This window comes from Clostridium sp. 1001271st1 H5, from assembly GCF_005845215.1.
Lineage (GTDB): Bacteria > Bacillota > Clostridia > Lachnospirales > Lachnospiraceae > Enterocloster.
Genome location: NZ_SPHO01000024.1, coordinates 1 through 24593, shown reverse-complemented (window position 1 = coordinate 24593; position 24593 = coordinate 1). Strand labels below are relative to the sequence as shown.

General features: G+C 45.7%; 22 protein-coding genes and 2 pseudogenes. All 24 read left to right on the top strand.

Translation table 11 applies throughout. The features are described 5' to 3' along the window. Nucleotides 1-178: 178 nt before the first annotated feature. On the top strand, nucleotides 179-1519 hold the full coding sequence (locus FGS84_RS25740) for an MATE family efflux transporter (RefSeq protein ID WP_138311091.1): 1341 nt from the start codon (nucleotides 179-181) through the stop codon (nucleotides 1517-1519). Nucleotides 1520-1655: 136 nt separating this feature from the next. Then, nucleotides 1656-3548, top strand: a complete 1893-nt coding sequence (locus FGS84_RS25735; protein WP_347563891.1) for an LTA synthase family protein — start codon at nucleotides 1656-1658, stop codon at nucleotides 3546-3548. A 70-nt stretch (nucleotides 3549-3618) separates the two neighbouring features. After that, on the top strand, nucleotides 3619-4248 hold the full coding sequence (sigK, locus tag FGS84_RS25730) for an RNA polymerase sporulation sigma factor SigK (RefSeq protein ID WP_002564498.1): 630 nt from the start codon (nucleotides 3619-3621) through the stop codon (nucleotides 4246-4248). 149 nt (nucleotides 4249-4397) lie between these two features. Next, nucleotides 4398-5414, top strand: coding sequence for a UDP-glucose 4-epimerase GalE (gene galE / locus FGS84_RS25725; RefSeq protein ID WP_138311089.1), 1017 nt, complete (start codon nucleotides 4398-4400; stop codon nucleotides 5412-5414). 285 nt (nucleotides 5415-5699) lie between these two features. After that, nucleotides 5700-7247 carry a putative DNA modification/repair radical SAM protein gene (locus tag FGS84_RS25720; protein ID WP_138311088.1) on the top strand — a complete coding sequence of 516 codons (1548 nt, stop codon included), beginning with the start codon at nucleotides 5700-5702 and terminating at the stop codon, nucleotides 7245-7247. A 19-nt stretch (nucleotides 7248-7266) separates the two neighbouring features. Beyond that, the gene (locus FGS84_RS25715; RefSeq protein ID WP_138311087.1) at nucleotides 7267-8052 is read left to right on the top strand and encodes a TIGR03915 family putative DNA repair protein; all 786 of its coding nucleotides are present in this window, start codon (nucleotides 7267-7269) and stop codon (nucleotides 8050-8052) included. Between the two features lie 237 nt (nucleotides 8053-8289). Beyond that, on the top strand, nucleotides 8290-9825 hold the full coding sequence (locus FGS84_RS25710) for a YifB family Mg chelatase-like AAA ATPase (protein ID WP_138311086.1): 1536 nt from the start codon (nucleotides 8290-8292) through the stop codon (nucleotides 9823-9825). Then, the gene (gene dprA, locus FGS84_RS25705; RefSeq protein WP_138311085.1) at nucleotides 9816-10988 is read left to right on the top strand and encodes a DNA-processing protein DprA; all 1173 of its coding nucleotides are present in this window, start codon (nucleotides 9816-9818) and stop codon (nucleotides 10986-10988) included. Before FGS84_RS25710 ends, dprA begins: the two co-directional genes overlap by 10 nt. Nucleotides 10989-11074: 86 nt before the next feature. Further along, nucleotides 11075-13162 (top strand): type I DNA topoisomerase, encoded by a 2088-nt coding sequence (topA, locus tag FGS84_RS25700; protein ID WP_138311084.1) that lies wholly within the window; start codon nucleotides 11075-11077, stop codon nucleotides 13160-13162. Nucleotides 13163-13317: 155 nt separating this feature from the next. Next, nucleotides 13318-14106, top strand: coding sequence for a GTP-sensing pleiotropic transcriptional regulator CodY (gene codY, locus FGS84_RS25695; protein ID WP_138311083.1), 789 nt, complete (start codon nucleotides 13318-13320; stop codon nucleotides 14104-14106). Between the two features lie 279 nt (nucleotides 14107-14385). Further along, nucleotides 14386-15138, top strand: coding sequence for a 30S ribosomal protein S2 (rpsB, locus tag FGS84_RS25690; RefSeq protein ID WP_171042715.1), 753 nt, complete (start codon nucleotides 14386-14388; stop codon nucleotides 15136-15138). Between the two features lie 29 nt (nucleotides 15139-15167). Further along, nucleotides 15168-16103, top strand: a complete 936-nt coding sequence (gene tsf, locus FGS84_RS25685; RefSeq protein ID WP_138311081.1) for a translation elongation factor Ts — start codon at nucleotides 15168-15170, stop codon at nucleotides 16101-16103. A 945-nt stretch (nucleotides 16104-17048) separates the two neighbouring features. After that, nucleotides 17049-17516, top strand: a complete 468-nt coding sequence (locus FGS84_RS25675; RefSeq protein ID WP_138311079.1) for an immunity 22 family protein — start codon at nucleotides 17049-17051, stop codon at nucleotides 17514-17516. Between the two features lie 237 nt (nucleotides 17517-17753). Then, nucleotides 17754-18302, top strand: coding sequence for a CD3072 family TudS-related putative desulfidase (locus FGS84_RS25670; RefSeq protein WP_138311078.1), 549 nt, complete (start codon nucleotides 17754-17756; stop codon nucleotides 18300-18302). Between the two features lie 77 nt (nucleotides 18303-18379). After that, nucleotides 18380-18964 (top strand): flavodoxin family protein, encoded by a 585-nt coding sequence (locus tag FGS84_RS25665; RefSeq protein ID WP_138311077.1) that lies wholly within the window; start codon nucleotides 18380-18382, stop codon nucleotides 18962-18964. Nucleotides 18965-18971: 7 nt separating this feature from the next. Beyond that, nucleotides 18972-19491 (top strand): annotated as a pseudogene (locus tag FGS84_RS25660) (MBL fold metallo-hydrolase); the annotation flags it as partial. A gap of 78 nt (nucleotides 19492-19569) precedes the next feature. Further along, nucleotides 19570-20607, top strand: a complete 1038-nt coding sequence (locus FGS84_RS25655) for a GGDEF domain-containing protein (RefSeq protein WP_138311076.1) — start codon at nucleotides 19570-19572, stop codon at nucleotides 20605-20607. After that, nucleotides 20537-21253: a GNAT family N-acetyltransferase gene (locus FGS84_RS25650; RefSeq protein ID WP_243130081.1), complete on the top strand. Its 717-nt coding sequence runs from the start codon at nucleotides 20537-20539 to the stop codon at nucleotides 21251-21253. Before FGS84_RS25655 ends, FGS84_RS25650 begins: the two co-directional genes overlap by 71 nt. Before the next feature lie 45 nt (nucleotides 21254-21298). After that, complete coding sequence (locus tag FGS84_RS25645) at nucleotides 21299-21793, top strand: AAA family ATPase (protein ID WP_138311075.1); 495 nt, start codon at nucleotides 21299-21301, stop codon at nucleotides 21791-21793. 53 nt (nucleotides 21794-21846) lie between these two features. Then, complete coding sequence (locus FGS84_RS32025; protein ID WP_240305483.1) at nucleotides 21847-22065, top strand: DUF6199 family natural product biosynthesis protein; 219 nt, start codon at nucleotides 21847-21849, stop codon at nucleotides 22063-22065. Between the two features lie 53 nt (nucleotides 22066-22118). Next, a complete protein-coding gene (locus FGS84_RS25635; protein ID WP_138311073.1) occupies nucleotides 22119-22724 on the top strand; it encodes a helix-turn-helix transcriptional regulator in 606 nt (201 codons plus the stop codon). Nucleotides 22725-22833: 109 nt separating this feature from the next. Continuing rightward, nucleotides 22834-23481, top strand: coding sequence for a phosphatase PAP2 family protein (locus FGS84_RS25630; protein ID WP_138311072.1), 648 nt, complete (start codon nucleotides 22834-22836; stop codon nucleotides 23479-23481). Nucleotides 23482-23549: 68 nt separating this feature from the next. Further along, nucleotides 23550-23957 carry an ASCH domain-containing protein gene (locus tag FGS84_RS25625; RefSeq protein WP_138311071.1) on the top strand — a complete coding sequence of 136 codons (408 nt, stop codon included), beginning with the start codon at nucleotides 23550-23552 and terminating at the stop codon, nucleotides 23955-23957. A gap of 236 nt (nucleotides 23958-24193) precedes the next feature. After that, a pseudogene (locus FGS84_RS31670) lies at nucleotides 24194-24382 on the top strand (DUF4241 domain-containing protein); the annotation flags it as partial. Nucleotides 24383-24593: the final 211 nt, after the last annotated feature.

Sequence of the window (24593 nt, the reverse complement as noted above, 5' to 3'; positions counted from 1 at the left end):
ATCAGGTAAAAATACTGCGCCTGCGGCAAATCCCCTAAAAGGGAAAGCCCCGGGCGCTTTTCTTTTACCAATTTTCTGCCGTATTTTTCTTTGCAGTCCCTCTATATTTCCGGTTGCCCTAATGGCGGACCAAGGGTATAATGGAACATAAATTGTCATTGGGAGGAAAGAGGGTATCATGATTACAGATTTGACGGCGGAGCATCCGAAAAAGACGCTGTGGCGGTTTGCGCTGCCCATGTTCATAAGCGTCATGTTCCAGCAGTTTTACAATATCGCGGACAGCAGCATTGCGGGCCGGTTTGCAGGTGAGGATGCACTGGCGGCCGTGGGGGCATCCTATCCCATCACGGTGATATTCATGGCATTTGCGGTGGGAAGCAATCTGGGTGCTTCCGTGGTGGTGTCCAGGCTCTTTGGGGCAAAGGACATAGGCAGGATGAAGACAGCCGTCTACACAGCATTTATTGCCTGCGGCGCCATGAGCCTGGTTCTGACTGTGCTGGGATATGCCTTCTGCGGGGATATGATGCGGGTAATCCATACCCCGGACAACATATTCCAGGACGGGGAGCTGTATCTTAAGATTTACGTATACGGGCTGACATTCCTGTTCCTCTACAATGTATGTACAGGCATTTTCACAGCCCTGGGGGATTCGAGGACGCCCCTTTATTTCCTTATCGGCTCATCCCTGGGAAATATAGCGCTGGATTACTGGTTCGTGGCCCGGCTGGGCCTGGGAGTGGCCGGAGTGGCATGGGCTACTTTTATTGCCCAGGGCGTTTCCGCCATCCTGGCTCTGGGTACCCTGTCCAGGCGTCTGGGCGCTCTTAAGACCGGCCGAAGGACAGTGCTCTTCAGCGCTGTTCTGCTGGGGCAGATAGCAGCCATCGCAGTGCCCAGCATCATGCAGCAGAGTGTGCTGTCTGTGGGAAACATGTTTGTCCAGGAAATCGTGAACCGGTACGGCTCCGCTGTCATAGCAGGCTATTCCGGCGCCATCAAGCTCAATACCTTTGCCATTAATGCATTTATGTCCCTGGGAGGCTGCCTGTCCAGCTATACGGCCCAGAATCTGGGAGCGGGAAAGAGGGAGAGGATTCCCATGGGCTTTAAGACAGGCGTCAAACTGTCCTTGTATGCCACGGTTCCGTTTTTCCTGCTGTATTTTGTGTTCAGCCGCCAGATGATGGGACTGTTCCTGGGGGCGGAAAGCACCAAGGCCATACAGTCCGGCATGGAGTTCCTGCGCATTGTAAGTCCCATGTATTTTATGATTTCCATTAAACTCATGACAGACGGCATTATACGGGGTTCCGGAGCCATGACCTATTTTGTGCTGGCCACTGTGCCGGATTTGATTCTCCGCATTATCGTGGCAAATATCCTTACGGAACATTTCGCAAGCACGGGTATCTGGATGGCCTGGCCCTTTGGATGGATTGCGGCGACTTTGCTGACCGTGATATTTTACAGAAGGATTGTAACGGGAAAATTCCGTATACGTATCGGATGAATATTAAGACGGAAAATGTGAAGGTTTTGTGAAATGTCTTTCTTGGAAGCATTTGACTCTTGAATCATCAAATCCTTTATGTTAGGATAAGTTTATTAAGATTTATGAACAAAATTCTGACAAAAAGGCGACAATAGTGACAAAGGAAAATAAGATTAAGATTATAAAAAATATATGGTATATAGCGGGAACCGTGTGTCTGTTAATGGCCCCAGCGGCGTCATACTTCATGTTTGAGTACGTCACGGGGAACCTGACCACGGTTCCTTCTTATATGGCGGCTCTGAATATAGGTTGGAATTACGTGCTGTACCTGGCTTTATTTGCCGTCACAGGGAGGACCAGAATCGCTGTGCCTGCAGCCTCCTGTGCTCTCTATGTCATTTCCCTGGCAGAGACCTTTGTGGTGGCCTTCAGGGGACGCCCCATCATGCTCTGGGATGTGATGGCATTCAGGACAGCCATGACCGTATCGGGCAACTATGAGTTTTTTATCACTCACCAGATGAAGACTGCCTTTGTCCTGCTCCTGGCCATGAACGTGTTTCTGTGGTTTGCGCCGCGCCGGGTCAGGGGCTGGAAGCTCCGCCTGGCTGTGGGAGGAGGCATGGCCGCAGCCATAGCAGGTTATGGGGCCTGGTTCTTTGCCTTCCTGGTTCCTTCCTGGGGCCTTGGCATCAACATGTGGGCCATCAATGGGACATACCAGGAATACGGTTATGTGCTGTCCACAGCGGTTTCACTCCAGTATGTGGTAAAGAAGCCGCCCCAGGGATACAGCAGCGCCAGGCTTAAGGAGATATACAGCCGCCTGGAGGAGGAAACCGCATATGCGGGCCGGAGAAATGCCCGGACATATACGGAAAACCAGCCGGAGGACGAACAGCCGGTGACGCCGGTCAATCTGATATGCATCATGAACGAGAGTCTGTCAGAGCTGAAAACAGCAGGCGATTTTACCACCAATACAGAATATTTCCCTTTTATGGACAGCCTTGAGGAAAATACGGTCAGGGGAAGCCTGTGTATGCCTGTGTTTGGGTCCATGACAAGCAATTCCGAGTTTGAGTTCCTCACAGGGGACTCCATGGCCCTGCTGCCTGCCAACTCCATTGCCTACCAGTTCAATGTAAAGCCGGGAACCTATTCCCTGGTCAGCACCCTGAAGGACCAGGGGTATTACAGCGTTGCCATGCACCCTTATCCCGGGGAGAACTGGAACCGGGTGGAATGCTATCAGAATATGGGATTTGACCAGTTCCTGGACCAGGACTTCTATGAAGGCAGCGGGGAACTGCGCAATTATGTAAGCGACCAGGCGGATTACGAGAAGCTGGTCCAGATGGTGGAGGCAAAGGAACATCCTGAGGACAAGCTGTTTATATTCAATGTGACCATGCAGAACCACGGCGGATATGAGGGAACCTATGAAAACTTTGAGCAGGAGGTATGGCTTACCGGAGGGTACCAGGGTAAATATCCCAAGACAGACCAATACCTGTCCCTTATGAAGCGGTCAGACCAGGCTTTCCAGTACCTGGTGGAGTATTTCAGCGGGCTGGATGAGCCCACTATGATTGTCATGTTCGGGGACCACCAGCCCAGCATTGAGGATGAATTTTACGATGACATAGCCGGTATGTCCAGTTCCGAGGTTCCGGTACAGGACCATCTCATGTGGTATGAGACTCCTTTCATCATATGGACCAATTACAGCATGCCTTCTGAGGACATGGGGCGCCTTGGGGCGGTCTACCTGTCCTCTGAGGTCCTGCTCAGGGCCAATCTGGAGCTGACGCCATACAACCGGTTCCTCCTTGCCATGAAGGAGGACCTTCCCGTGGTTCATTTCCTGGGCTGCTATGACAGGGAGGGAATCTATTATTACTGGGCCAAGGCAGAGTCGGAGCGCTGTCCCTATCAGGACATGATACTGGATTATGAGGCCCTTGTGTACAACCACAGCCTGGACCGGAAGAAGTTAAAGGAGTTGTTCGTCATTGCTCCTGAAAATAGTACCAGCCAATAAAAACTTGTAAAAGCACTTGGCAAGCTGCCCCCGCATAGAATAAGATTAAGAATATGCAGGGTGGCTTTCTTTGAAGACTTTTCCGAAACCATTATCAGCAGGAGAGGAAAAAGAGTATCTGGAACGCTGCAAAGAGGGCGACCAGTCTGCCAGGGATATGCTGATTGAGCATAATATGCGTCTGGTGGCCCATGTGGTAAAAAAGTATCAGGGCTCTGATTACGACATGGAGGACCTGCTGTCCGTGGGAACCATAGGCCTTATTAAGGCAGTGAATACATTTAACGTAGATAAAGGCTCACGACTGGCCACCTATGCAGCCAGATGCGTGGAAAATGAGATACTGATGCTTCTGCGTGCAAGCAGGAAGTATTCCAAGGAAGTGTCCCTTTTTGAGCCCATCGGAGTAGACAAGGACGGGGAAACCGTCAGTCTGGTGGATGTGATAGAGATGGACAATAAAGAGACGCTGGATACCATGATTTTAAAACAGGATGTAAAGGAGCTGTATGAGGCCTTTGAGTCCTGTCTGACAGAGACGGAGAAGACAGTTCTGGGGATGCGCTACGGATTGTACCGTGGTAAGGAACATACCCAGCGGGAGATTGCCGGTAAACTGGGCATCTCCCGTTCCTATGTGAGCCGGATTGAGAAAAAGGCCATAGAGAAGATACGGACAGAGTTTGCAAAACACGGTTAAAGGGTGCCATTCAAAAAATATTGTAAAAAGATAGAAGAATTGTGCATTGTTTTATGACAGCTTTCCCTTTATACTAGTCATAGCAGGCGGAGCAGCTTAACCTGTTCCGCCTTTTTGCAGCAATCAATTGTTCGTAAGGAGGAGATACCATGGCTATTTTAGTGACTGGTGGCGCCGGCTATATCGGAAGCCATACCTGTGTGGAACTGCTGACAGCGGGTTATGATGTGGTGGTAGTAGATAACCTTTATAACTCCAGCGAGAAGGCACTGGAACGAGTGGAGAAGATAACAGGCAGGAAGGTAAAATTCTATGAGGCGGACCTTCTGGACCAGCCTGCCCTTAAGGAAGTGTTTGACAGGGAAGAGATTGATTCGGTCATCCATTTTGCAGGCCTTAAGGCAGTAGGTGAATCTGTGCGCAAGCCCCTGGAGTATTACCACAACAATATCACCGGCACCCTGATTCTCTGCGATGAGATGCGCAGCCATGGAGTCAAGAACATTGTATTCAGTTCATCGGCCACCGTGTATGGGGACCCGGCTGAGATACCCATTACCGAGAACTGCCCCAAGGGAGAGATTACCAATCCCTACGGACGGACCAAGGGAATGCTGGAGCAGATACTGACCGATTTACATACGGCGGACCCGGAGTGGAACGTAGTGCTTCTGCGCTATTTCAATCCCATCGGCGCGCATGAGAGCGGACTGATTGGAGAGGACCCCAAGGGAATCCCCAACAATCTGGTTCCCTATATTGCCCAGGTGGCAGTGGGAAAGCTGGATCATCTGAATGTATTTGGCGATGATTATGACACGCCGGACGGCACCGGGGTCAGGGATTACATCCATGTGGTGGACCTGGCAAAGGGCCATGTAAAGGCAGTGCTTAAGCTTAAGGATAAAGAGGGCGTCAGCATCTATAACCTGGGAACCGGCGTTGGCTACAGTGTGCTGGATGTGCTCCATGCATATGAGAAAGCCTGCGGCAGGACTTTAAAATATGAGATTCAGCCCCGCCGGGAAGGGGATGTGGCCACCTGTTATTCCGATTCAGCCAAGGCAAAGCGCGAGCTGGGCTGGGTGGCAGAGAAAGGCATCGAGGATATGTGTGCTGATTCCTGGAAGTGGCAGTCCATGAATCCGGATGGGTATAGGGATTAAGGACAGGACGGGGACAGAATCAGGTTCCATTGATGCATGCATTGATTTTATGAATATATAGAAGGCCTGTGGCCGGTTTCATGTCGAAAGATTCGGCGTGAACGGCTCCGGGCCTTTTTATTATGGTTTTGTGTCCGCTGCACGGGGCTGAGAATATCCGGGTATGTAATTCCGGGAAGGATAAAAGGATGCAGCCGAAAAGAACAAATGTTCGTTTTTTGGTTGCATTTATCCCGGCATTGTGTTATACTGTCAGAACAAACATATGTTCTGGATGGTGATAACATGCTGATACAGGAAAATCTAAGCGTACAGGAAAAGTTAAAGATACTTACGGATGCAGCCAAGTATGATGTGGCCTGTACATCCAGCGGAGTAAGGAGGAAGGGAAAGGCGGGCAGCATAGGAAACACCTCGGAGTCCGGAATCTGCCACAGTTTTTCGGCGGACGGCAGATGTATTTCCCTTCTTAAGATTCTGTTTACCAATCAGTGTATCTATGATTGCAAATATTGTGTGAACCGCTGTTCCAATGACGTGGTGCGGACTGCCTTCACACCGGATGAAGTGTGCAAGCTTACCATTGAATTTTACCGCAGGAATTACATTGAGGGCCTGTTTCTGAGTTCAGGCATCCTGTATACTGCCAATCATACCATGGAACAGATTTATGAGACACTTTACAAGCTCAGGAACCAGTGGCATTTCAACGGATACATCCATGTGAAGACCATACCTGGGGCTGACCCTGAGCTGGTGGAGCGCATGGGCTTCCTGGCTGACCGTATGAGCATCAACCTGGAGCTTCCCACGGCAGAGGGACTTAAGAACCTGGCTCCAGGGAAGACCAGGGATAAGATATTAAAGCCCATGCGCCAGGTGCAGCAGGGCATTACGGTGTCCGGCCATCTCCTGGGATATGACAGGGAATTTAAGAAACCCTATGCCACGGAACGGGCTGGTTTTGCAGGAGGCGCTGCCCTGATTCGGCCGGAGCTGGCAGAGCCGGGCGAATTGCTGTCTGGCAGCCACGGGATGTCCGGCGGGGGAGATTATTTTCCGGGTAATGGAGAGAAGGACAGGCAGGGGGATGGGGGCGGAGGCCGGAACCTTCCCGACTGGCAGTATGCCAGGACGCCCTTTGTACCTGCGGGCCAGAGTACCCAGATGATTGTGGGAGCCACCCAGGAGAACGATTACCAGATGATGGCTGTCACCCAGGCCCTGTATGAGAATTACGGCCTTAAACGGGTATTCTATTCCGCCTATGTGCCGGTCAACGACGACAGCTGTCTTCCTTCCGTGACTGCAAGACCTCCCCTGTTAAGGGAACACAGGCTTTACCAGGCGGACTGGCTGCTGCGGTTCTATGGATTTAAGGCAGAAGAGCTATTATCTGAGGAACAGCCCAATTTCAATGTATTTCTGGACCCCAAGTGCGACTGGGCCCTGCGCCACCTGGAGCAGTTTCCGGTGGAAATCAACAGGGCCTCCTATGGTGAGCTTCTCAGGGTTCCAGGCATGGGGGTGAAGTCGGCCCAGAGGATTATAAACGCCAGGAAGCAGGGCGGGCTGCAGTTTGAGGATTTAAAGAAGATGGGGGTGGTCCTGAAACGGGCCAGGTATTTCATCACCTGCAAAGGACGCATGATGGAAGGCGCCAGACTGGACCAGGACTATATCACGGCCTGTCTTGTGGGAGATGAGAGGCGCAAAGCCTGGGACATTGAGAACAGGGACAGCTTCCGCCAGTTATCCCTGTTTGACGACATGCATCTGGAGATGCCTGTGACAGGCGATGACCAGTATGCTGCGGTGACAGGAAGCTTGTAAGGATACAGGAGGTGACGATATGACGGTTTATATGTGCGAGGACTGGCTTGAAGGGATTCTATGCGGCGTATACGATGCCTGGGCGGACCCGGCTGGTCATGGAAATGTCCGGCTGGCCGTAAAGGGTGAGTATGAGGAATTGGAGCTTTTTGCAGAGTACAGGGATGTGCCGGTCTGCCCGGAGAAGGCAGAGAAGGTTATCCGTTCCGTGTGCAGAAAGCTTTCCCAGGAGATATACAGGAAGGTGTATACTGCCTCCCTGAGCCAGGACAAAGACCGGGCGGATAAGATATACAGGTTTCTGATAGAGGCTTTCCGGTATGGTCCCTCTGTGCTGGACATGCTTCAGCTGCCGGCCTGTTATGACATATTTGAGCTGTGCCGGAATGTTTACAATGAAAATCATCTCCTCACGGAATTTCTGCGCTTTTCAGAGACACAGGGGGGCATACTGGTGTCACGCATTGGACCGAAAAACGATGTTATGACCCTTCTGGCGCCTCATTTTGCAGACAGGCTTCCGGAGGAAAACTGGGTCATTTACGATGAGAACCATAAAAGGGCGGCAGTCCATCCCGCAGGCTGTTCCTGGTTTCTGGCAAACCAGCCCCTTGAACCGGAACAGGAGCACAGCGACCAGGGGTGGAGCTGCTGGCTTAAAGAGCGGACAGACGAGGAAACCTATGGGGACATGTGGCGCATGTTCTGCGATACCATTGCCATCAGGGAACGGCATAATCCGGCATGTCAGAGAGCCCATCTGCCCCTGCGTTTCCGGCCTTATATGACGGAGTTTAAAAAATAGCATGGTTCATAGCCGGGACCCATAGCCGGGTTTCATGAATTGGCTTTACGAAAAATAGTCCATATTGCCCTTGTAATTCCGAGCTTCTTTTAGTATAGTGATTATATCTTTCATTCAGGAGGATAGGGTTCTTCCTATCCTGTCTTATGTTTTAATCCGGTACGGTATCGTGCCAAAGTTCCGTTTGATTTATGAAAGTATATTACATGAAGAGTACAAGTTGAAAGGGGCGGATGGATGTTTACACAAATTAACAGCGGAGGAATACGGGCTGTGGAAGGCGTCCTGGTTTCTGTGGAGGCAGATGTGTCTGACGGCCTTCCTGGGTTTTCCATATCAGGACAGCTGGCTTCGGAGGTAAGGGAGTCCCAGGAAAGGGTCAGGACCGCCCTTAAGAATTCGGGGTTTCGGCTTCCGGCTAAAAAGATAACCGTTAACCTGTCTCCGGCGGGCATACGTAAAGGCGGTACTGCCTATGACCTTCCAATTGCTGTGGCCATATTGGGGGCATTCCAAATGGTGAGGGCCGATGTGCTGAAGGACAGTATGGTGATTGGAGAACTGGGACTGGACGGCAGGGTAAAGCCTGTAAGCGGAGTGCTTTCCCTGGCAGCCATGGCCAGGGAGGAGGGCATCAGAAGGTGTTTCCTGCCCTTGGGTAACGTAGAAGAGGGTCTTGTGATGGAGGGAGTTGATATGGTGGGGGTTGAGTCCCTGAGCCATATGGCAGGCATTCTTAAGGGCGCGTTTTCCGCTAAACCCTGCCGGTCAGCTCCTTACCGGCCTGCGGACAGCCGTCACAGGGAGGCTGCCCCGGATTACAGGGAGGTCAACGGGCAGGCTCTGCTGAGAAGGGCGGCGGAGGTGGCGGCAGCCGGTATGCACGGACTGCTTCTCACCGGCAGCGCCGGAACCGGCAAGACAATGATAGCCAGAAGAATCCCTACCATCTTGCCTGCCCTGACAAGGGAGGAGGATATAGAGATATCCAGAATCTACAGCATATGCGGCCTTCTGCCGGCAGGACGTCCCCTGTTGTCTGAACGGCCGTTCAGAAGTCCTCACCACACCGTAACAGCCAGGGCGCTGGCAGGGGGAGGGATTCCGCCCAGACCAGGAGAACTGTCACTGGCTTCAGGGGGCGTGCTGTTTCTGGATGAACTGCCCCATTTTGGACGCTCTGCGGTGGAGATGCTGAGACAGCCTTTGGAGGAACGGAAAATTACGGTAACCAGGGTGTCCGGCAATTATGAATTCCCGGCGGACTTCATGATGGTGGCTGCCATGAATCTATGCCCCTGCGGTTTTTATCCGGACAGGAACCGCTGCAGCTGTTCGGAGAGCCAAATCAAACGATACCTGGGGCATATATCCAGGCCTATTTTGGAACGGTTCGATATCTGTGCCCAGGCGTCCCCGGTGACCTTTGGGGAATTGAATTCGGTCCAGGGAGAAAATGAGGATTCGGCATCCATCCGGGAACGGGTGGAAGATGCCAGAAAACGGCAGGAACACAGGTTTTCCGGTACAAAGATACGTTTTAACAGCCGCATGGGGATGAAAGAGGTAGAACAGCACTGCAGGCTGGAACCGGAGGAAAGGGCCTTTGCACAGCGGATTTATGAATCAGGAGGCATCAGTGCGAGAAGATACCATAAGGCACTGAAGGTAGCGCGGACCATTGCGGACCTGGAGGACAGCAGGGATATAAGGAAGGAACATCTGGCGGAGGCATTGGGGTATGGGGGACTGGAGGAACAGATATGGGGATAGAGAGCGGAAGGGAGCAGGAATTAAGACAAAATGCAGCATCCGGCCCGGAACCGGATTTAGCGCAAAGACGTGAAAAACAGTACCTGTACTGGTTCACCCGTATTCCAGGCTTTGGGGCAGTGACATTGCGGCGCATATGGGAGCTGGCGGGAAGCTTTGAGCGGGCATATTATATAGAAGGAATGGAATTAAGGAAACTGGGAATCTTACAAAGCGGGGAAAAATGCCGCACCTATGACCGGTGGAAGGAACGGTTTTCCTGCATGACCCAGGAATATGAGCAATTGCAGGAAAAGGGAATCCGTTTTATAACGCCCCTTGACAGGGAATATCCGAACCGGCTTCTGCATATTTATGACTATCCCATGGGACTTTATGTAAAGGGTGGACTGCCGGATGAAAAACGCCCCACTGCAGCCATCATTGGAGCCAGGAACTGTACGGACTACGGCAGACAGGCAGCCGGATACATGGGCAGGGAGCTGGCGAAAGCCGGTGTACAGATTATCAGCGGCCTGGCTCTGGGTATTGACGGAGCAGGGCATGAGGGGGCTATGAAAGGAAATGGAAGGACATACGCAGTTCTTGGATGCGGGGTAAACATCTGCTATCCCAGAAGCAATTACCATCTGTATGATGCCATTCCGTCCCAGGGAGGTATTCTCTCCGAGTTTGGACCGGATGAGGAGCCCCTGGCCAGGAATTTTCCCATGCGAAACCGTATCATAAGCGGTCTTTCAGACGTAATTCTGGTGATGGAGGCCCGGAAAAAAAGCGGTTCTCTCATAACAGCCAGCCTGGGACTGGAGCAGGGAAAAGAGATATTCGCACTGCCGGGCCGGATAACGGACGCCTTGAGCGCGGGGTGCAATGAGCTTATACAGTCAGGGGCAGGGATTTTGACCTGTCCTGAAGATGTACTGGACTATATGGGCATTTTTCACGAAAAAAAGGGGATTAACCGTGAAAAAGACGAGAAGGGACTTGCCAAGATTGAAAAAATGGTGTATAGTTGCCTGGATTCCGAACCCAGACATCTGGAACAGATTATGGTACGGACAGGACTTCCGGCAGGACACTGTATGAGTGCTCTTCTGGAGCTGGAATTGGAAGGATTCGCAGTGAGGACATCGGGTCAGCACTACATGAAAACAATCACATAAGTGTCAGGAGTATGGATATTCTCAGGCAAATGCCGGAGGCATCTCCATTTTGTGAAAATAAAGAACAGGGAGTAAGGAGTTTTACAATGGCGAATTATCTGGTAATTGTGGAGTCACCAGCAAAAGTGAAGACCATCAAGAAGTTTCTGGGCGCCAACTATGAGGTGGATGCATCGGGAGGCCATGTCAGGGACCTTCCAAAGAGCCAGTTGGGATTTGATGCGGAGCATGATTATGAGCCCAAGTACATTACAATCAGAGGAAAGGGAGATGTTCTGGCCAAGCTGCGCAAGGAAGTAAAGAAGGCAGACAAGATTTATCTGGCAACGGACCCTGACCGTGAGGGAGAGGCCATTTCATGGCACCTGATGAAGGCGCTTAAGCTGGATGAGCTTAAGAGCAAGGATGTGTACCGTATCAGCTTTAATGAGATTACAAAGAACGCGGTAAAGACATCCTTTAAGACCCCCAGGGAGCTTGATATGAACCTGGTGAACGCCCAGCAGACAAGAAGGATGCTGGACCGTATGGTGGGTTACCGGATCAGCCCTCTTTTATGGGCAAAGGTCAAGAGGGGATTAAGCGCAGGCCGCGTGCAGTCTGTTGCCCTTCGCATGATTTGCGACCGTGAGGATGAAATCAATGCATTCATTCCTGAGGAATACTGGAATCTGGAGGCAGACCTTCTCATGAAGGGAAGTAAGAAGCCCCTGGTTGCAAAGTATTATGGGACCAGGGATTCCAAGGGCGGCAAGGCAGTCATCCGTAACAAGGAGGAACTGGACCAGATTCTGGGCCAGTTGGAGGGATGCGGCTACGAGGTGGAGGAAGTAAAGAGAGGGGAGCGGGTAAAGAAGGCACCTATCCCATTTACAACCAGTACCCTGCAGCAGGAAGCCTCCAAGGTACTTAACTTTTCCACCCAAAAGACCATGCGTCTGGCCCAGCAGCTCTATGAAGGCGTGGAGGTAAAAGGCAAGGGGACCCTGGGTCTTATCACCTACCTGCGTACGGATTCCACCAGAATCGCAGACGAAGCCGACACAGCAGCCAGGGCATTTGTAAAAGAGCATTACGGCGAGAACTATGTTGCTCAGGGAAGCCAGGCCAAGAAGGAGGGCGTTAAGATACAGGACGCCCATGAGGCCATCCGTCCCACGGACATAACATTGACTCCCACCATTGTAAAAGAATCGCTTCAGAGAGACCTGTTCCGCCTGTACCAGCTGATTTGGAAACGCTTTACAGCCAGCCGTATGGCGCCGGCTGTATATGAAACCACTTCTGTGAAGATAGGAGCAGGCAGCCATCTGTTCACCACATCGGCATCCAAGCTGGATTTTGAAGGCTTCATGTCCGTTTATGTGGAAGCAGATGATGAAGAAGAAAAAAATCAGGTGCTTGGCAACCTGGAAAAGGGAACCATCCTTAAGCTGGAACAGCTGGACCCAAGCCAGCATTTCACCCAGCCGCCGGCCCATTATACGGAGGCATCCCTGGTAAAGGCGCTGGAGGAGCAGGGCATAGGCCGTCCAAGTACCTATGCGCCCACCATAACCACCATCATTGCCAGAAGATACGTGGTGAAGGAAAATAAAAACCTGTACGTGACGGAGCTGGGAGATGTGGTAAACCGCATCATGAAGAATTCCTTCCCAAGCATTGTGGACCCCAACTTTACAGCCAATATGGAATCCCTTCTGGATAAGGTGGCAGACGGTACCGTTGCCTGGAAGACGGTTGTCAGCAACTTCTATCCTGACCTGGACGAGGCGGTTAAAACTGCTGAAAAGGAGCTGGAGTCCGTAAAGATTGCGGATGAGGTATCCGATGTGGTCTGCGACCTGTGCGGACGCCAGATGGTGATTAAGTACGGACCTCACGGCAAGTTCCTGGCATGCCCCGGATTCCCGGAGTGTAAGAACACCAAGCCCTACCTTGAGAAAATCGGGATTCCCTGTCCAAAGTGCGGCAAGGAGCTGGTGCGAAGAAAGACAAAGAAGGGACGCCTTTACTATGGTTGTGAGGCCAGTCCTGACTGCGATTTTATGTCCTGGCAGAAACCTTCCACCCAGAAATGTCCGGTCTGCGGTTCTTATATGGTAGAGAAGGGAAATAAGCTTTTATGCGCCAGCGAGACCTGCGGCTACCGTATGGATAAGGCTGAAAAATAGAAAAATTTGTAAATACAAAAAGGAAAATTATCAAAATCTTAAAATAATCGAAAACTTCAAAAAACTCTTGTTATTGCTTAAAAATTGTGTTAAAATTCTATTATTGGTAGAGTATTTTTGGGCGATATACAATTTGGATAAGGAGGTTTTCGGAGATGAGTGTTCAATTGTTGGACAAAACAAGAAAAATCAACAAGCTATTGCATAACAATAATTCTCATAAAGTTGTTTTTAATGACATCTGTAAAGTACTAAGTGAGATATTGTTATCCAATATCCTGGTAATCAGCAAAAAGGGCAAGGTCCTGGGGGTGAGCATCTGTCCTGGAGTAGATGAGATAGAGGAACTCATCGAAGACCAGGTCGGCGGTTACGTGGATAAGATGCTGAACGAACGTCTTTTAAGCGTATTGTCCACCAAGGAGAACGTAAACCTCGCCACCCTTGGCTTTGCTGAGGAGAATGTGAAGAAGTACCAGGCCATCATTACCCCTATTGATATAGCGGGAGAGAGACTGGGCACGCTCTTCATCTACAAGTCTGATTCCCAGTATGATATCGACGATATCATTTTAAGTGAATACGGAACCACTGTGGTGGGCCTGGAGATGATGCGTTCTGTCAATGAGGAGAATGCAGAGGAGACAAGAAAGGTGCAGATTGTAAAATCAGCCATCAGCACATTGTCCTTCTCCGAACTGGAGGCCATCATCCACATCTTTGAGGAACTGGACGGAAACGAGGGTATTCTGGTAGCCAGTAAGATTGCCGACCGCGTGGGCATTACCCGTTCCGTGATTGTCAATGCGCTCCGCAAGTTTGAAAGCGCCGGTGTCATTGAATCCCGCTCCTCGGGCATGAAGGGAACCTATATCAAGGTCCTGAATGACGTGGTGTTTGACGAGCTGAAGACAATCAAGGCGTCCAACTCAAATCTGAAATAGGTAAATCTGAAACAGCTAAGGGACGGCCGGAAAGCAGCCGTATAGATAATGTCAGATAATATATAGGGCAGTTTGCAGGAAAACTTATTAAAAGTGCTTGCAAGCTGCCATATTTTGTGATATATTTGAAAGGCTGACAAAAAACACGTCTGTGGATTCTGCGGGACGGTGCCTGACCAGTAGTTTGGCAGGTCTTCCGGGAAGTGTCAGAAGCAGGCGGAAGAGTCTGAACTCCCATACGCGACGGAGCAGGCTAAAAACCAAATGGAGGTAAATAACATGAGCGTAATTTCTATGAAGCAGTTACTGGAAGCTGGTGTACATTTCGGTCACCAGACAAGGAGATGGAACCCTAAGATGGCTCCATACATCTATACCGAGAGAAACGGTATCTATATCATTGACTTACAGAAGTCCGTAGGCAAGGTAGATGAGGCTTACAAGGCCGTATCCGACATTGCCGCAGACGGCGGCACCATCCTGTTCGTAGGCACCAAGAAGCAGGCCCAGGAAGCCATCAAGGCTGAGGCAGAGCGCTGCGGAATGTACTATGTAAACGAGAGATGGCTGGGCGGCATGCTGACCAACTTCAAGACCATCCAGAGCCGTATCGACAGACTGAAAGAAATCGAGACCATGTCTCAGGACGGAACCTTCGATGTTCTTCCTAAGAAGGAAGTAATCGCCCTGAAGAAGGAGTGGGACAAGTTAGAGAGAAACCTTGGCGGAATCAAGGATATGAAGAGACTGCCTGATGCAATCTTCATCGTTGACCCAAAGAAGGAGCACATCTGCGTACAGGAAGCTCACACACTGGGTATACCGTTAATCGGTATTGTTGATACTAACTGTGACCCGGAAGAACTGGATTATGTAATTCCTGGCAATGATGATGCCATCAGAGCCGTTAAGCTGATTGTTTCCAAGATGGCTGATGCTGTCATCGAGGCAAAGCAGGGTGAAGTTTTAGAGGGCGCAATGGAAATCGAGATTCCTGCCCAGGCTTTCGAGACAGAGGCTGTTGAGGCTTAATTAAAACTTTAAAATTGGAGGAAGATGAAATGGCAGCAGTAACCGCAGCAATGGTAAAAGAGTTAAGAGAGATGACCGGTGCCGGAATGATGGACTGTAAGAAAGCTCTTGCAGCTACTGACGGCGATATGGATAAGGCAGTAGAGTTCTTAAGGGAAAAAGGTCTTGCCGGAGCAGCCAAGAAGGCCGGACGTATTGCAGCTGAAGGCATCGTAGCTACCGCATTAGCTGATGATGAGAAGAAGGCTGTTATCGTAGAGGTTAACGCTGAGACTGACTTTGTTGCCAAGAACGAGAAGTTCCAGACCTATGTTGCAGACGTTGCAGCACAGGCACTTGCCACTTCCGCTAAGGACTTAGATGCATTCATGGAGGAGAGATGGGCTAAGGACGAGTCATTGTCCGTAAAGGAAGCTCTTGCTTCCCAGATTGCAATCATCGGCGAGAACATGAACATCCGCCGCTTTGAGCAGGTTGTGGAGGCAAACGGCTTTGTTGCATCCTATATCCATGCAGGCGGAAAGATTGGCGTACTGGTAGACGTAGAGACCGATGTTGTCAATGACGATATCAAGGATATGGCTAAGAACGTGGCTATGCAGGCAGCAGCCTTAAAGCCAATGTTCACCAGCAGAGACGAAGTAAGCGCTGATTACATTGCAAAGGAGACTGAAATCCTTACCGCTGCAGCTAAGAATGAGAAGCCGGATGCCAATGATAAGATTATCGAGGGAATGGTAAAGGGCCGTATCAACAAAGAGCTGAAGGAAACCTGTCTGTTAGACCAGGTATATGTAAAGGCAGAAGACGGCAAGCAGAGCGTTGCACAGTACGTTGCATCTGTGGCTAAGGCTAACGGCGCTTCCATCAAGGTAAAGAAGTTCGTACGTTTCGAGACCGGCGAAGGTTTAGAGAAGAAGAACGAAGACTTTGCTGCTGAGGTAGCTAAGCAGATGGGAATGTAATCTGTTGTTGTTCTCCCATTGGAAATCGACTGATTCTCCCGTAAAACAGACCGTTTTTGGGAAATAAAAAGAAAAAATAGAGACCTAAAGTATGTTTTTTGCATGCTTTGGGTCTTTTTTTACTGTAAAAAGTTATCCATATCCAAAAGGTCCTCATCACTCATGTCATGAACTTCATCAGAGGTCATCCCTTCCGGAGGATTTTGAATAGATTGTATGCGAGCTTGTAATTAAAGTGCGTTTTGTGACGCCACAGGAGCGAGGTACCAACGCAGCCTTTCGAGACTAAGCAATGGATATGAGGATTCCATTTCAAATCCCTGCCAAAAGTATGGAGGACACAAATGAAGCCGGGAGTAAAACGTTCTGATTTATTATCTTTATGAAACAAGCGAGTGATGACGCTGTTGACAGAAGAAAACAGGCAGTTTAAAAGAGTACGGTCTTGAAGGAAAAGGGGGCGTAGTTCACAGGCGATTGTAAAGACGCAGTGCCGGTGCGGGACATCAATGATTTTAAAGGACATAGAAGTAGTCTTGTCAATGGAATACATGTTACCGCAGGAAGGGCAGAAGCGGGAATGGCATCGAAAAGGAACATATTTGAAATTCCCACAGAAAGGACAGGTATACATGGCACCACCAAAGGCAGGATTACCGCAGAGAATCATTTTTTCTACATTCTCGATAACAGAGTCACGAGGGTGTTGGAGATAAATCATTTCTTCGAAATGGTCAGTAAAAATCGTTTGTAGTATATTCATAAGACTATTATGAAGGAAAACATGACTGGCAGGCAATGAGATAGACGGGGGATTGGCTTTATGGTAGAATATAGGCATAAAAACAGTGGTTATCTCCAGTTCCTCTAAAAGTCGGGATAATCTTTTTGTGCGTCTATATAAAATGCTGGAAAACAAATCAAAGTAGTAAAGGAGACTGACTTATGATTTATGATTACAGTGAAAAGGAGGGGTATGTTTCGCTTTGGATAGGTAAATGTAAAAATTACAATATGGTTGATGAATACCTGTCAACGGTATATTTTGACGATGACTTTAATGGGGACATGGAAAGAGCAGAACAGAGTGATATATGGAAGAATCTGTTTATTCCTGCCAATCGGCATAGAGATTGTGAAAATGAACGGAAGGAACTGTTTAATTATGAGTTTTTTAATCAATTTGAATACGATTTTGGATTATCATTTGATGAAGATTTTCGAGAAGCGTGCGTCCTGGACTACGACACAAAGGATTTTGAAAAATTATTTGACGGATTTTCTGATTGTGAATTGTTCCAGGATAAAGTAAAAGGCTTGGCGAGCTGCCGTTTTTTGGAGTGTAATACGGCAGTTGCTTTATATAATTTCAAATATGATGGCGGCGTTTTAGAAGCTCCTTGTCCTATGTGACTTTACGACATCACATTACAAAAGGATACATAGGCCTAAACAACGTGTTTCAGCTATACTTGAATAAAAAATTTTGCAGCGGCTCGAATGACCCCGAAAAACGATAGGTTGGTGGTGCTGGAAAGTTTGAAGCTGCGATGAAGGTGTTTTCAAGGAGAATCATTATGGACAGTTTTAATTGAAATGTCAAATCCTTGTTTGTCAAGCTTTTAAATTGGAATTTTGTGAGGATGTAATATGTTTAATGATGGAAGAAGTAAAAAAGTTATTTTTATCGCACATTGCTTTTTAAATCAAAACTCTATTTCTGATGGAACGGCGGTTTATCCGGCAGTATTTAGAGATGTTATAGATTTTTTCTTAAATGCTAATATTGGTATTATCCAAATGCCCTGCCCAGAGTTTTGCTGCTTAGGACTTGATAGGGGGAATATTCATGGCGTTGATAGTCCTGTAGTGGTAGAGAATACACGAATACGTTCGGCAATGAAAAGTGACAGCTCGAATGCAAAACTAACAAGGCTGGCTGATTATGTAGTACAACAAATCATAGAATATAAAAAATATGGATTTGAAATTATTGGCATTATTGGAGCAAATCGTTCTCCAAATTGTGGTGTAGAAACAACATCTGACAACAATGCAGAAATCAATGGAATGGGACTGTTTGTAGAAAGAATTTCTTACCAGCTTTTACAAGAAAAAATTTCTATTCCGATGATAGGTATAAAAGGAACTGACAATATACAAGAAAAACTTCAACGGTTTATGACTACAGAATGGTAGAAAATGGATAGAGCGATATTGCACAACTTCCAACTTGTTGGGCAGAAAAATTTGAAGTTGATGAGGAAATATAAAAAATGAAGAATATATTAGTTATACAAGGTGGAGGACGAGCTAATGGTAATACCAGTCAATTGGTAGACGCTTTTATTCGAGGGGCAAAAGAAGCTGGACATTCTGTAGAAAAAATTCCCCTTAATAAAACGGAAGTGAAAGGTTGTATTGGTTGTAATGCTTGTCGTTATGGAAAACCTTGTGTGCAAAAGGATGGATTCAATGAACTTGTACCTAAAATTAAATCTGCAGATTTAATTGTGTTTGCATCTCCATTATTATTTTGGACACTATCTTCTAAAATCAAGGCATTTATTGAGAGATTTTATTGTATCGCAGAAGAAGATTCTAATCCGCCTTTAGGAAGATATGAAAGATATCCAATAAAAGATGCTGCTTTATTGATGACATCAGCCGACAATTTCTTTTGGACATATGAACAAGCAGTATCGTATTACAAATTTGCAATCATAAATTATATTGGTTTTAATGATAAAGGGATGCTACTTGCTGGTGGATGTGGTGACACAAATGGAAAACCACAAATTGATAAAACAAACCATCTTATAGAGGCCTACGATTTTGGAAAAAACATTTATAAGGAATAGTATAGTTCCCGATTTTTATGCACACGAGGCAGAGCTTGAGTGGCTTACTGGCGGTTTTCCGCAACCGTTAGAAACAATAAAGGAGTAATGTGGTTGACCGTTGTAATTTGCCAGACGGCTATGATGTAAATACGTACGACCTTTTTCAAGGAATACCTACTAAAATATTGTATGGTAATGAATGTATAGATATTGGCGGTAGGAAGATTGATGTATTGCATACGCCCGGACACGCGCCAGGGCATATGTGCTTTTGGGGAAAAGAAAAGGGCTATCTCAATACGGGTGATTTGGTTAACAAAGACACACTAACAGCGTGGTTTCCGTCCACTGACCCCAATGCCTATTTGCAATCGCTTGAAAAGATTGCAAAATTACATGCAAAGCGGATATTCCCCGTACATCATTCGCTTGCCATTCAACCGGAAATTGTAATTCGTATACGAGACGCTTTTAGAAAACTCAAGACAGGCGGACAACTTCATCATGGTAGCGGAACTTTCAGCTATGGTGATTGGTCAATCTGACTGTAAGTCAAATCCTTGTTGGTCAAGTTTTTGAATTGGAATTTGCCGAGATGGAAACATGAATTGGGGGGAGAGCTTATGGTGACTAGAATAGACGAGTTTATAAAGAAATTTATGAGTACATTGATGGAAGAGGATAAACTAAATGGAAGTGCATTTCAGGAATTATTGAATAATATCAGGGAGAGTTTTCAGTTAGATGTTGTGTATACACTAGAGAAGATTTCTCTTGAAAGAGAATTTGTATTTCGATTTATGAGTGTTAGTAAACCAGAATATAATACGGTAGGACAGGTAATTCAGCTTCCTCCGGACGCATATGAAGATGCAATCCATATGTACGATAATCAGCGTGTATGTGGTTATAATGTTAAGGATTCAGAGCAGTATGCCATTTCAGATAATGTACTCCATTATGGATATGTCCGATGCAATAATCAGATATATGATGGTTCCATTGGTTTTCAGCAATTCAAAAAGCATATATGGTCTGAAGAGGAAAAAGAGGCGTTAATCAAGCTAGGGCGAGTGTATGGGCTTATTTTCAATAAAGAATTGGCAAGTGAACTCAATGATAATTTGTTTGAATCTTTGCGTGCAGGAGAGGTGATGAAGTATAAAGCAGAACACGATGCTCTGACTGGCGTTCTAAATAGAAGCGGCTTTGATAACGTGACGTATCTTCTTGAAAATGAGCAGTTTCCGCTGGCCTTTGCTCTTGTGGATGTGGATTCTTTCAAATCCGTTAATGATACCTATGGACATGAAATCGGAGATAAAATACTATTTAAAACGTCAAAGATTCTAAGCAGTTCATTCCGTTCATCTGATATCGTGTCCAGAATCGGAGGAGATGAGTTTGCCATAATATTGAATAATTTAACATACGATAAGAAAGACTTCATAACAAGAAAAATCAAACAGATAAACGATAGATTGAAAAACCCGATTGATAAGCTGCCGCCCGTATCATTATCAGTAGGAGTCGCTTTTTCTACACATGGATATTCAAAGGAACTGTTTCATCATGCGGATTGTGCGTTGTATGAAACAAAAAGAAACGGAAAAAGTGGCTGCAGTTTTTATGAACCACAAATGGATAAACACGCTAGATAATGCTATGGCAGACAGTCGTGCCCAATGGGTAGTTTTGAGGTTGAACAAAGCGAATTCCAGCTTGTCAGGTAGAAAAATTGGAAGTTGCAGAGGTGAATGTATCATGAAAAACCAATATATACAGCTTGTTCCAACAAATATATCTCTTGCGGAACAAGTGGTTGATTATTATAAGAGAAACCGGACGTTTTTAGAAGCCTTTGAGCCTACACGAAACGAGGAGTTTTTCTCTCTCGAATATCAGCAGGCAGTATTAAAAAAGGAAATGTCTGAATATGAGGAAAGAACATCTTTTCGCTTTTATATTATGCCTGTGGAACAACCCGTAAAAGTTATAGGTATCATTGGATTGAACAACGTGGTATGGGGAGCCTTTTGTTCTGCTTTCCTGGGATATAAATTAGACAAGGATTTTGTCAACAAGGGATATATGTCTATTGCGGTAGAAATGTTGACAAAATATGCCTTTGAAGAATTGGGCTTACATCGAATAGAAGCAAATGTGATGCCGAAAAATAAAGCCTCTTTAAGCGTGTTGGAAAAAAATAATTTTATCAACGAGGGAATTTCAAGATATTATTTAAATATCAATGGCGTTTGGGAAGACCATATCCACATGGTAAAGATAAATTATGCCATGCATTAAATCCCAGCTTGTCGGGTAGAAAAATTTGAATTTGTGAGGCTATCTATGAAAACACTTTATTTAATTGGCGGAACGATGGGAGTTGGCAAAACAACAGTAAGCCAACAGTTAAAAAGAGATTTGAATAAAAGCGTATTCCTTGATGGTGATTGGTGTTGGGATGCCAGTCCATTTCAAGTGACCGATGAAACTAAAGCGATGGTAGTACGCAATATTTGTTATTTGCTGAATAGTTTTATTCACTGTTCTGTTTATGAAAATGTCATTTTTTGTTGGGTAATGCACGAGCAATCTATTATTGACAGCATTTTAAACGAACTTGATACAGAAAATTGCATGGTTAAGATAATCTCACTGACTGTCGATGAAATGAATCTGCAAAACAGATTAAGGGCAGATGTGGCACGAGAGGTTCGCACCGCTGATGTTATTGATAGAAGTGTTGCAAGAATTTCTATGTATCAAGTTCTTGATACGATAAAAATTGAAACAAGCAATAAAACCGTTCGTGAAATAGTGGATAAAATAATGGCGCTTTAATACCGACAACTTCCAGGTTGTAGAACTAAAAATATGAATTTGTAAAGGAGCGTGTGAATGTGTTGGAGTGTGTTTGTGGCGGAATAATATTCCTTGGGTTAGGAATGTTTATCTTTTTGAAGCCACATTTGGTTTGGAAATTAACAGAAGAATGGAAATCTTATCGTGCAGATGAACCGTCTGACATCTATTTAAAAAGTACAAAATTTGGCGGTATTTTGTTTGCTCTGTTAGGAGCCATAATGATTATGCTACCGTTGATTTTGGAGTGACAACTTCAAGCTTATCGGGCAGAAAAATTGGAAGTTGTAAAGGAGTAAAATACTTGGAATTTAGTGAAAAATTAAAAGAACTTAGAAAGAATAGAGGACTGACGCAAGAAGAACTTGCAAACGATTTATATGTATCAAGAACCGCAATTTCAAAATGGGAGTCTGGAAAAGGCTATCCGAATATTGATTCTTTGAAGGTAATCTCGAAATATTTTTCCGTATCATTGGATGAGTTGCTTTCCAATGAGGAACTGCTGGACGTGGCCGAAAACGAGCAGAAAGTAAAGGAACAGAAAAATAGAGATATTATTTATGGGACATTGGATTGCAGTTTGATTATGTTTTTCTTCTTGCCTTTTTTTGGACAGAACATAAATGGTGTGATACAGGAGGTTTCACTTTTAAATTTTATCGAAGTTAATTCATATATAAAAGTCCCTTATATAATTGGAATTGTTGCTATTGTAGTTTTAGGAATATTTACATTGGCGTTACAGAACTGCAATAAGGTGATATGGGTTAAGAATAATTCTAAATTATCATTGATACTAAGTACGGTATTAGCTTTTTTCTTTATCATGAGTACGCAGCCATATGCTGCTGGATTCACATTACTTTTCTTGATTATAAAGGCGATAATGCTGATAAAATGGGAATGACACGAATCGTATCTTGTATGTGACAAAGCAATTCTTTTGTTTTTTAACTTCTTTTGTTAGTGTTAGTTTAGGTGCTGAGCCAAAATAAAAACGAAAAGGAAGTAACAAAATGAAAACAAAGAAAAATGTACGAATCACTTTAACTGCTTTTATTGCATTTGTATTATGGACGGTGGCAATCACAAAAATTGATTTGCAAGCAATTGGACCAAGAGGAACTGTTGTTGGATTTGCAACATTAAATGATGCATTCCATAAAATGACTGGGGTGCATTTGTGGCTTTATGAGGTTACAGATTGGTTAGGGCTTGTTGCTATTGTATTTGTACTTGGATTTGGAGTATTAGGATTAATTCAATTGATAAGACGTAGAAATTTGTTCAAGGTAGATTCAGATATAATAATACTTGGGGTCTTTTATATTCTTGTAATAATTGGGTATGTGGTTTTTGAAGAGTTTGCTATTAATTATAGACCAGTTATCATCGAAGGCAGGCTAGAGTCTTCTTATCCATCATCAACAACGTTGTTAATACTTTGTGTAATGCCGACAGCAATCCTTCAGTTAAAAAATCGCATTAAAAGTGTAGTAGTTAAAAATATAATAGTTTTAGTGATTTCGGTGTTCACATTATTTATGGTGGTAGGAAGAACCATATCAGGGGTTCATTGGATGACCGATATTATTGGTGGAATATTATTGAGTATATCATTAGTTATGTTATATAGGACATTAATTACGGAATTTAAGCATTAAAGGTGCTAAATGCTCAAATCCCAGTTTGATAGGTAGAAAATTTGAATTTTAGGGAGATTAAATAAGAAATGGATTCGATAGAAAATACAAATAAAAGCTATTTTGAATGCTTTGCTTTTGGCGATAGTCCCGAAATGGCGGATGAACTTTTGGCGCTGGTACTTACCGGAAAGAAAACTGCAACAGTCTCCGTTGTATTGGAGGACGAACAGACCCCAAGTGTTGGCGATTTATCGCTTGTACTCGATGGGCGCGGCAATCCAGCCTGTGTGATAAAGACGGTGTATCTTGATACGGTCAAGTTTTGCGATTTAACCTGGAATATGGTCAAACTTGAGGGTGAGGACGAAAACTTTGAACAATGGAAGTCGGGCAATATACGTTATTGGACACGAGACGCTGCCAGGCGCGGTTATACTTTTACCAATCAAACACCTATTACGTTTGAGCGTTTTGAAGTTGTTGAGGTGCTATAACGAATAAAAGAGGTAACACTCTGCACAAAAGCCTTTAGGAATGTCAACTCCCAGGTTGTCGGGTAGAAAAATTTGAATCTGCGTAGGAGGTGTTGTTTATAGAAAAGTTTATATGGTCAAAAACGAATTACAAACTTATGCTTGGAAAATTGGAATTATACTTGAAGCGGGCTTTTTTTAATGCGAATGATGATTTGGTTTTAAATATTCTAGCAAAGTCGGTTCGAGCATTTGAAGTGGGAGAAGATGCTGTTTCTATTTGTGACGAATGTGGAAGTGAATTTATAAAATCAAGTTCTAAAATGGCGGCGTTGTGCCCTAAATGTACGCATGTTCTGTATGGCTACCAAAATTGTATCCATACTTTCAAAAATGGGAGATGTATATATTGTTATTGGGACGGAAGTCAAAGTGAATATATAAAGTATCTAAACCACAACGATTAAATTGACAAATTTCAGTTTGCAGAGGCAAATAGTTAAAAGGGCGCCGGATGTTAATTATCTGGCACCCTTTACTTATATGGAATTATTTTTTATGTTATGGAGTCAATACGTAAGCGTCAAATGTAAACGTCAAAACATCCGCCTTTCTTTCTGATGAGTTTTATGGCACACTTGAAAAAATGCAAAAAAC

Coding starts and splice junctions, on each gene's coding strand:
- dprA (WP_138311085.1), top strand. CDS start 9,816: ATGGGGATAGAGAGCGGAAGGGAGCAGGAATTAAGACAAAATGCAGCA.
- rpsB (WP_171042715.1), top strand. CDS start 14,386: ATGAGCGTAATTTCTATGAAGCAGTTACTGGAAGCTGGTGTACATTTC.
- codY (WP_138311083.1), top strand. CDS start 13,318: ATGAGTGTTCAATTGTTGGACAAAACAAGAAAAATCAACAAGCTATTG.
- FGS84_RS25630 (WP_138311072.1), top strand. CDS start 22,834: ATGAAAACAAAGAAAAATGTACGAATCACTTTAACTGCTTTTATTGCA.
- topA (WP_138311084.1), top strand. CDS start 11,075: ATGGCGAATTATCTGGTAATTGTGGAGTCACCAGCAAAAGTGAAGACC.
- FGS84_RS25710 (WP_138311086.1), top strand. CDS start 8,290: ATGTTTACACAAATTAACAGCGGAGGAATACGGGCTGTGGAAGGCGTC.
- FGS84_RS25665 (WP_138311077.1), top strand. CDS start 18,380: ATGAAGAATATATTAGTTATACAAGGTGGAGGACGAGCTAATGGTAAT.
- tsf (WP_138311081.1), top strand. CDS start 15,168: ATGGCAGCAGTAACCGCAGCAATGGTAAAAGAGTTAAGAGAGATGACC.
- FGS84_RS25715 (WP_138311087.1), top strand. CDS start 7,267: ATGACGGTTTATATGTGCGAGGACTGGCTTGAAGGGATTCTATGCGGC.
- FGS84_RS25645 (WP_138311075.1), top strand. CDS start 21,299: ATGAAAACACTTTATTTAATTGGCGGAACGATGGGAGTTGGCAAAACA.
- FGS84_RS25740 (WP_138311091.1), top strand. CDS start 179: ATGATTACAGATTTGACGGCGGAGCATCCGAAAAAGACGCTGTGGCGG.
- FGS84_RS25625 (WP_138311071.1), top strand. CDS start 23,550: ATGGATTCGATAGAAAATACAAATAAAAGCTATTTTGAATGCTTTGCT.
- FGS84_RS25650 (WP_243130081.1), top strand. CDS start 20,537: ATGAAACAAAAAGAAACGGAAAAAGTGGCTGCAGTTTTTATGAACCAC.
- FGS84_RS25670 (WP_138311078.1), top strand. CDS start 17,754: ATGTTTAATGATGGAAGAAGTAAAAAAGTTATTTTTATCGCACATTGC.
- FGS84_RS25675 (WP_138311079.1), top strand. CDS start 17,049: ATGATTTATGATTACAGTGAAAAGGAGGGGTATGTTTCGCTTTGGATA.
- galE (WP_138311089.1), top strand. CDS start 4,398: ATGGCTATTTTAGTGACTGGTGGCGCCGGCTATATCGGAAGCCATACC.
- FGS84_RS25655 (WP_138311076.1), top strand. CDS start 19,570: ATGGTGACTAGAATAGACGAGTTTATAAAGAAATTTATGAGTACATTG.
- FGS84_RS25720 (WP_138311088.1), top strand. CDS start 5,700: ATGCTGATACAGGAAAATCTAAGCGTACAGGAAAAGTTAAAGATACTT.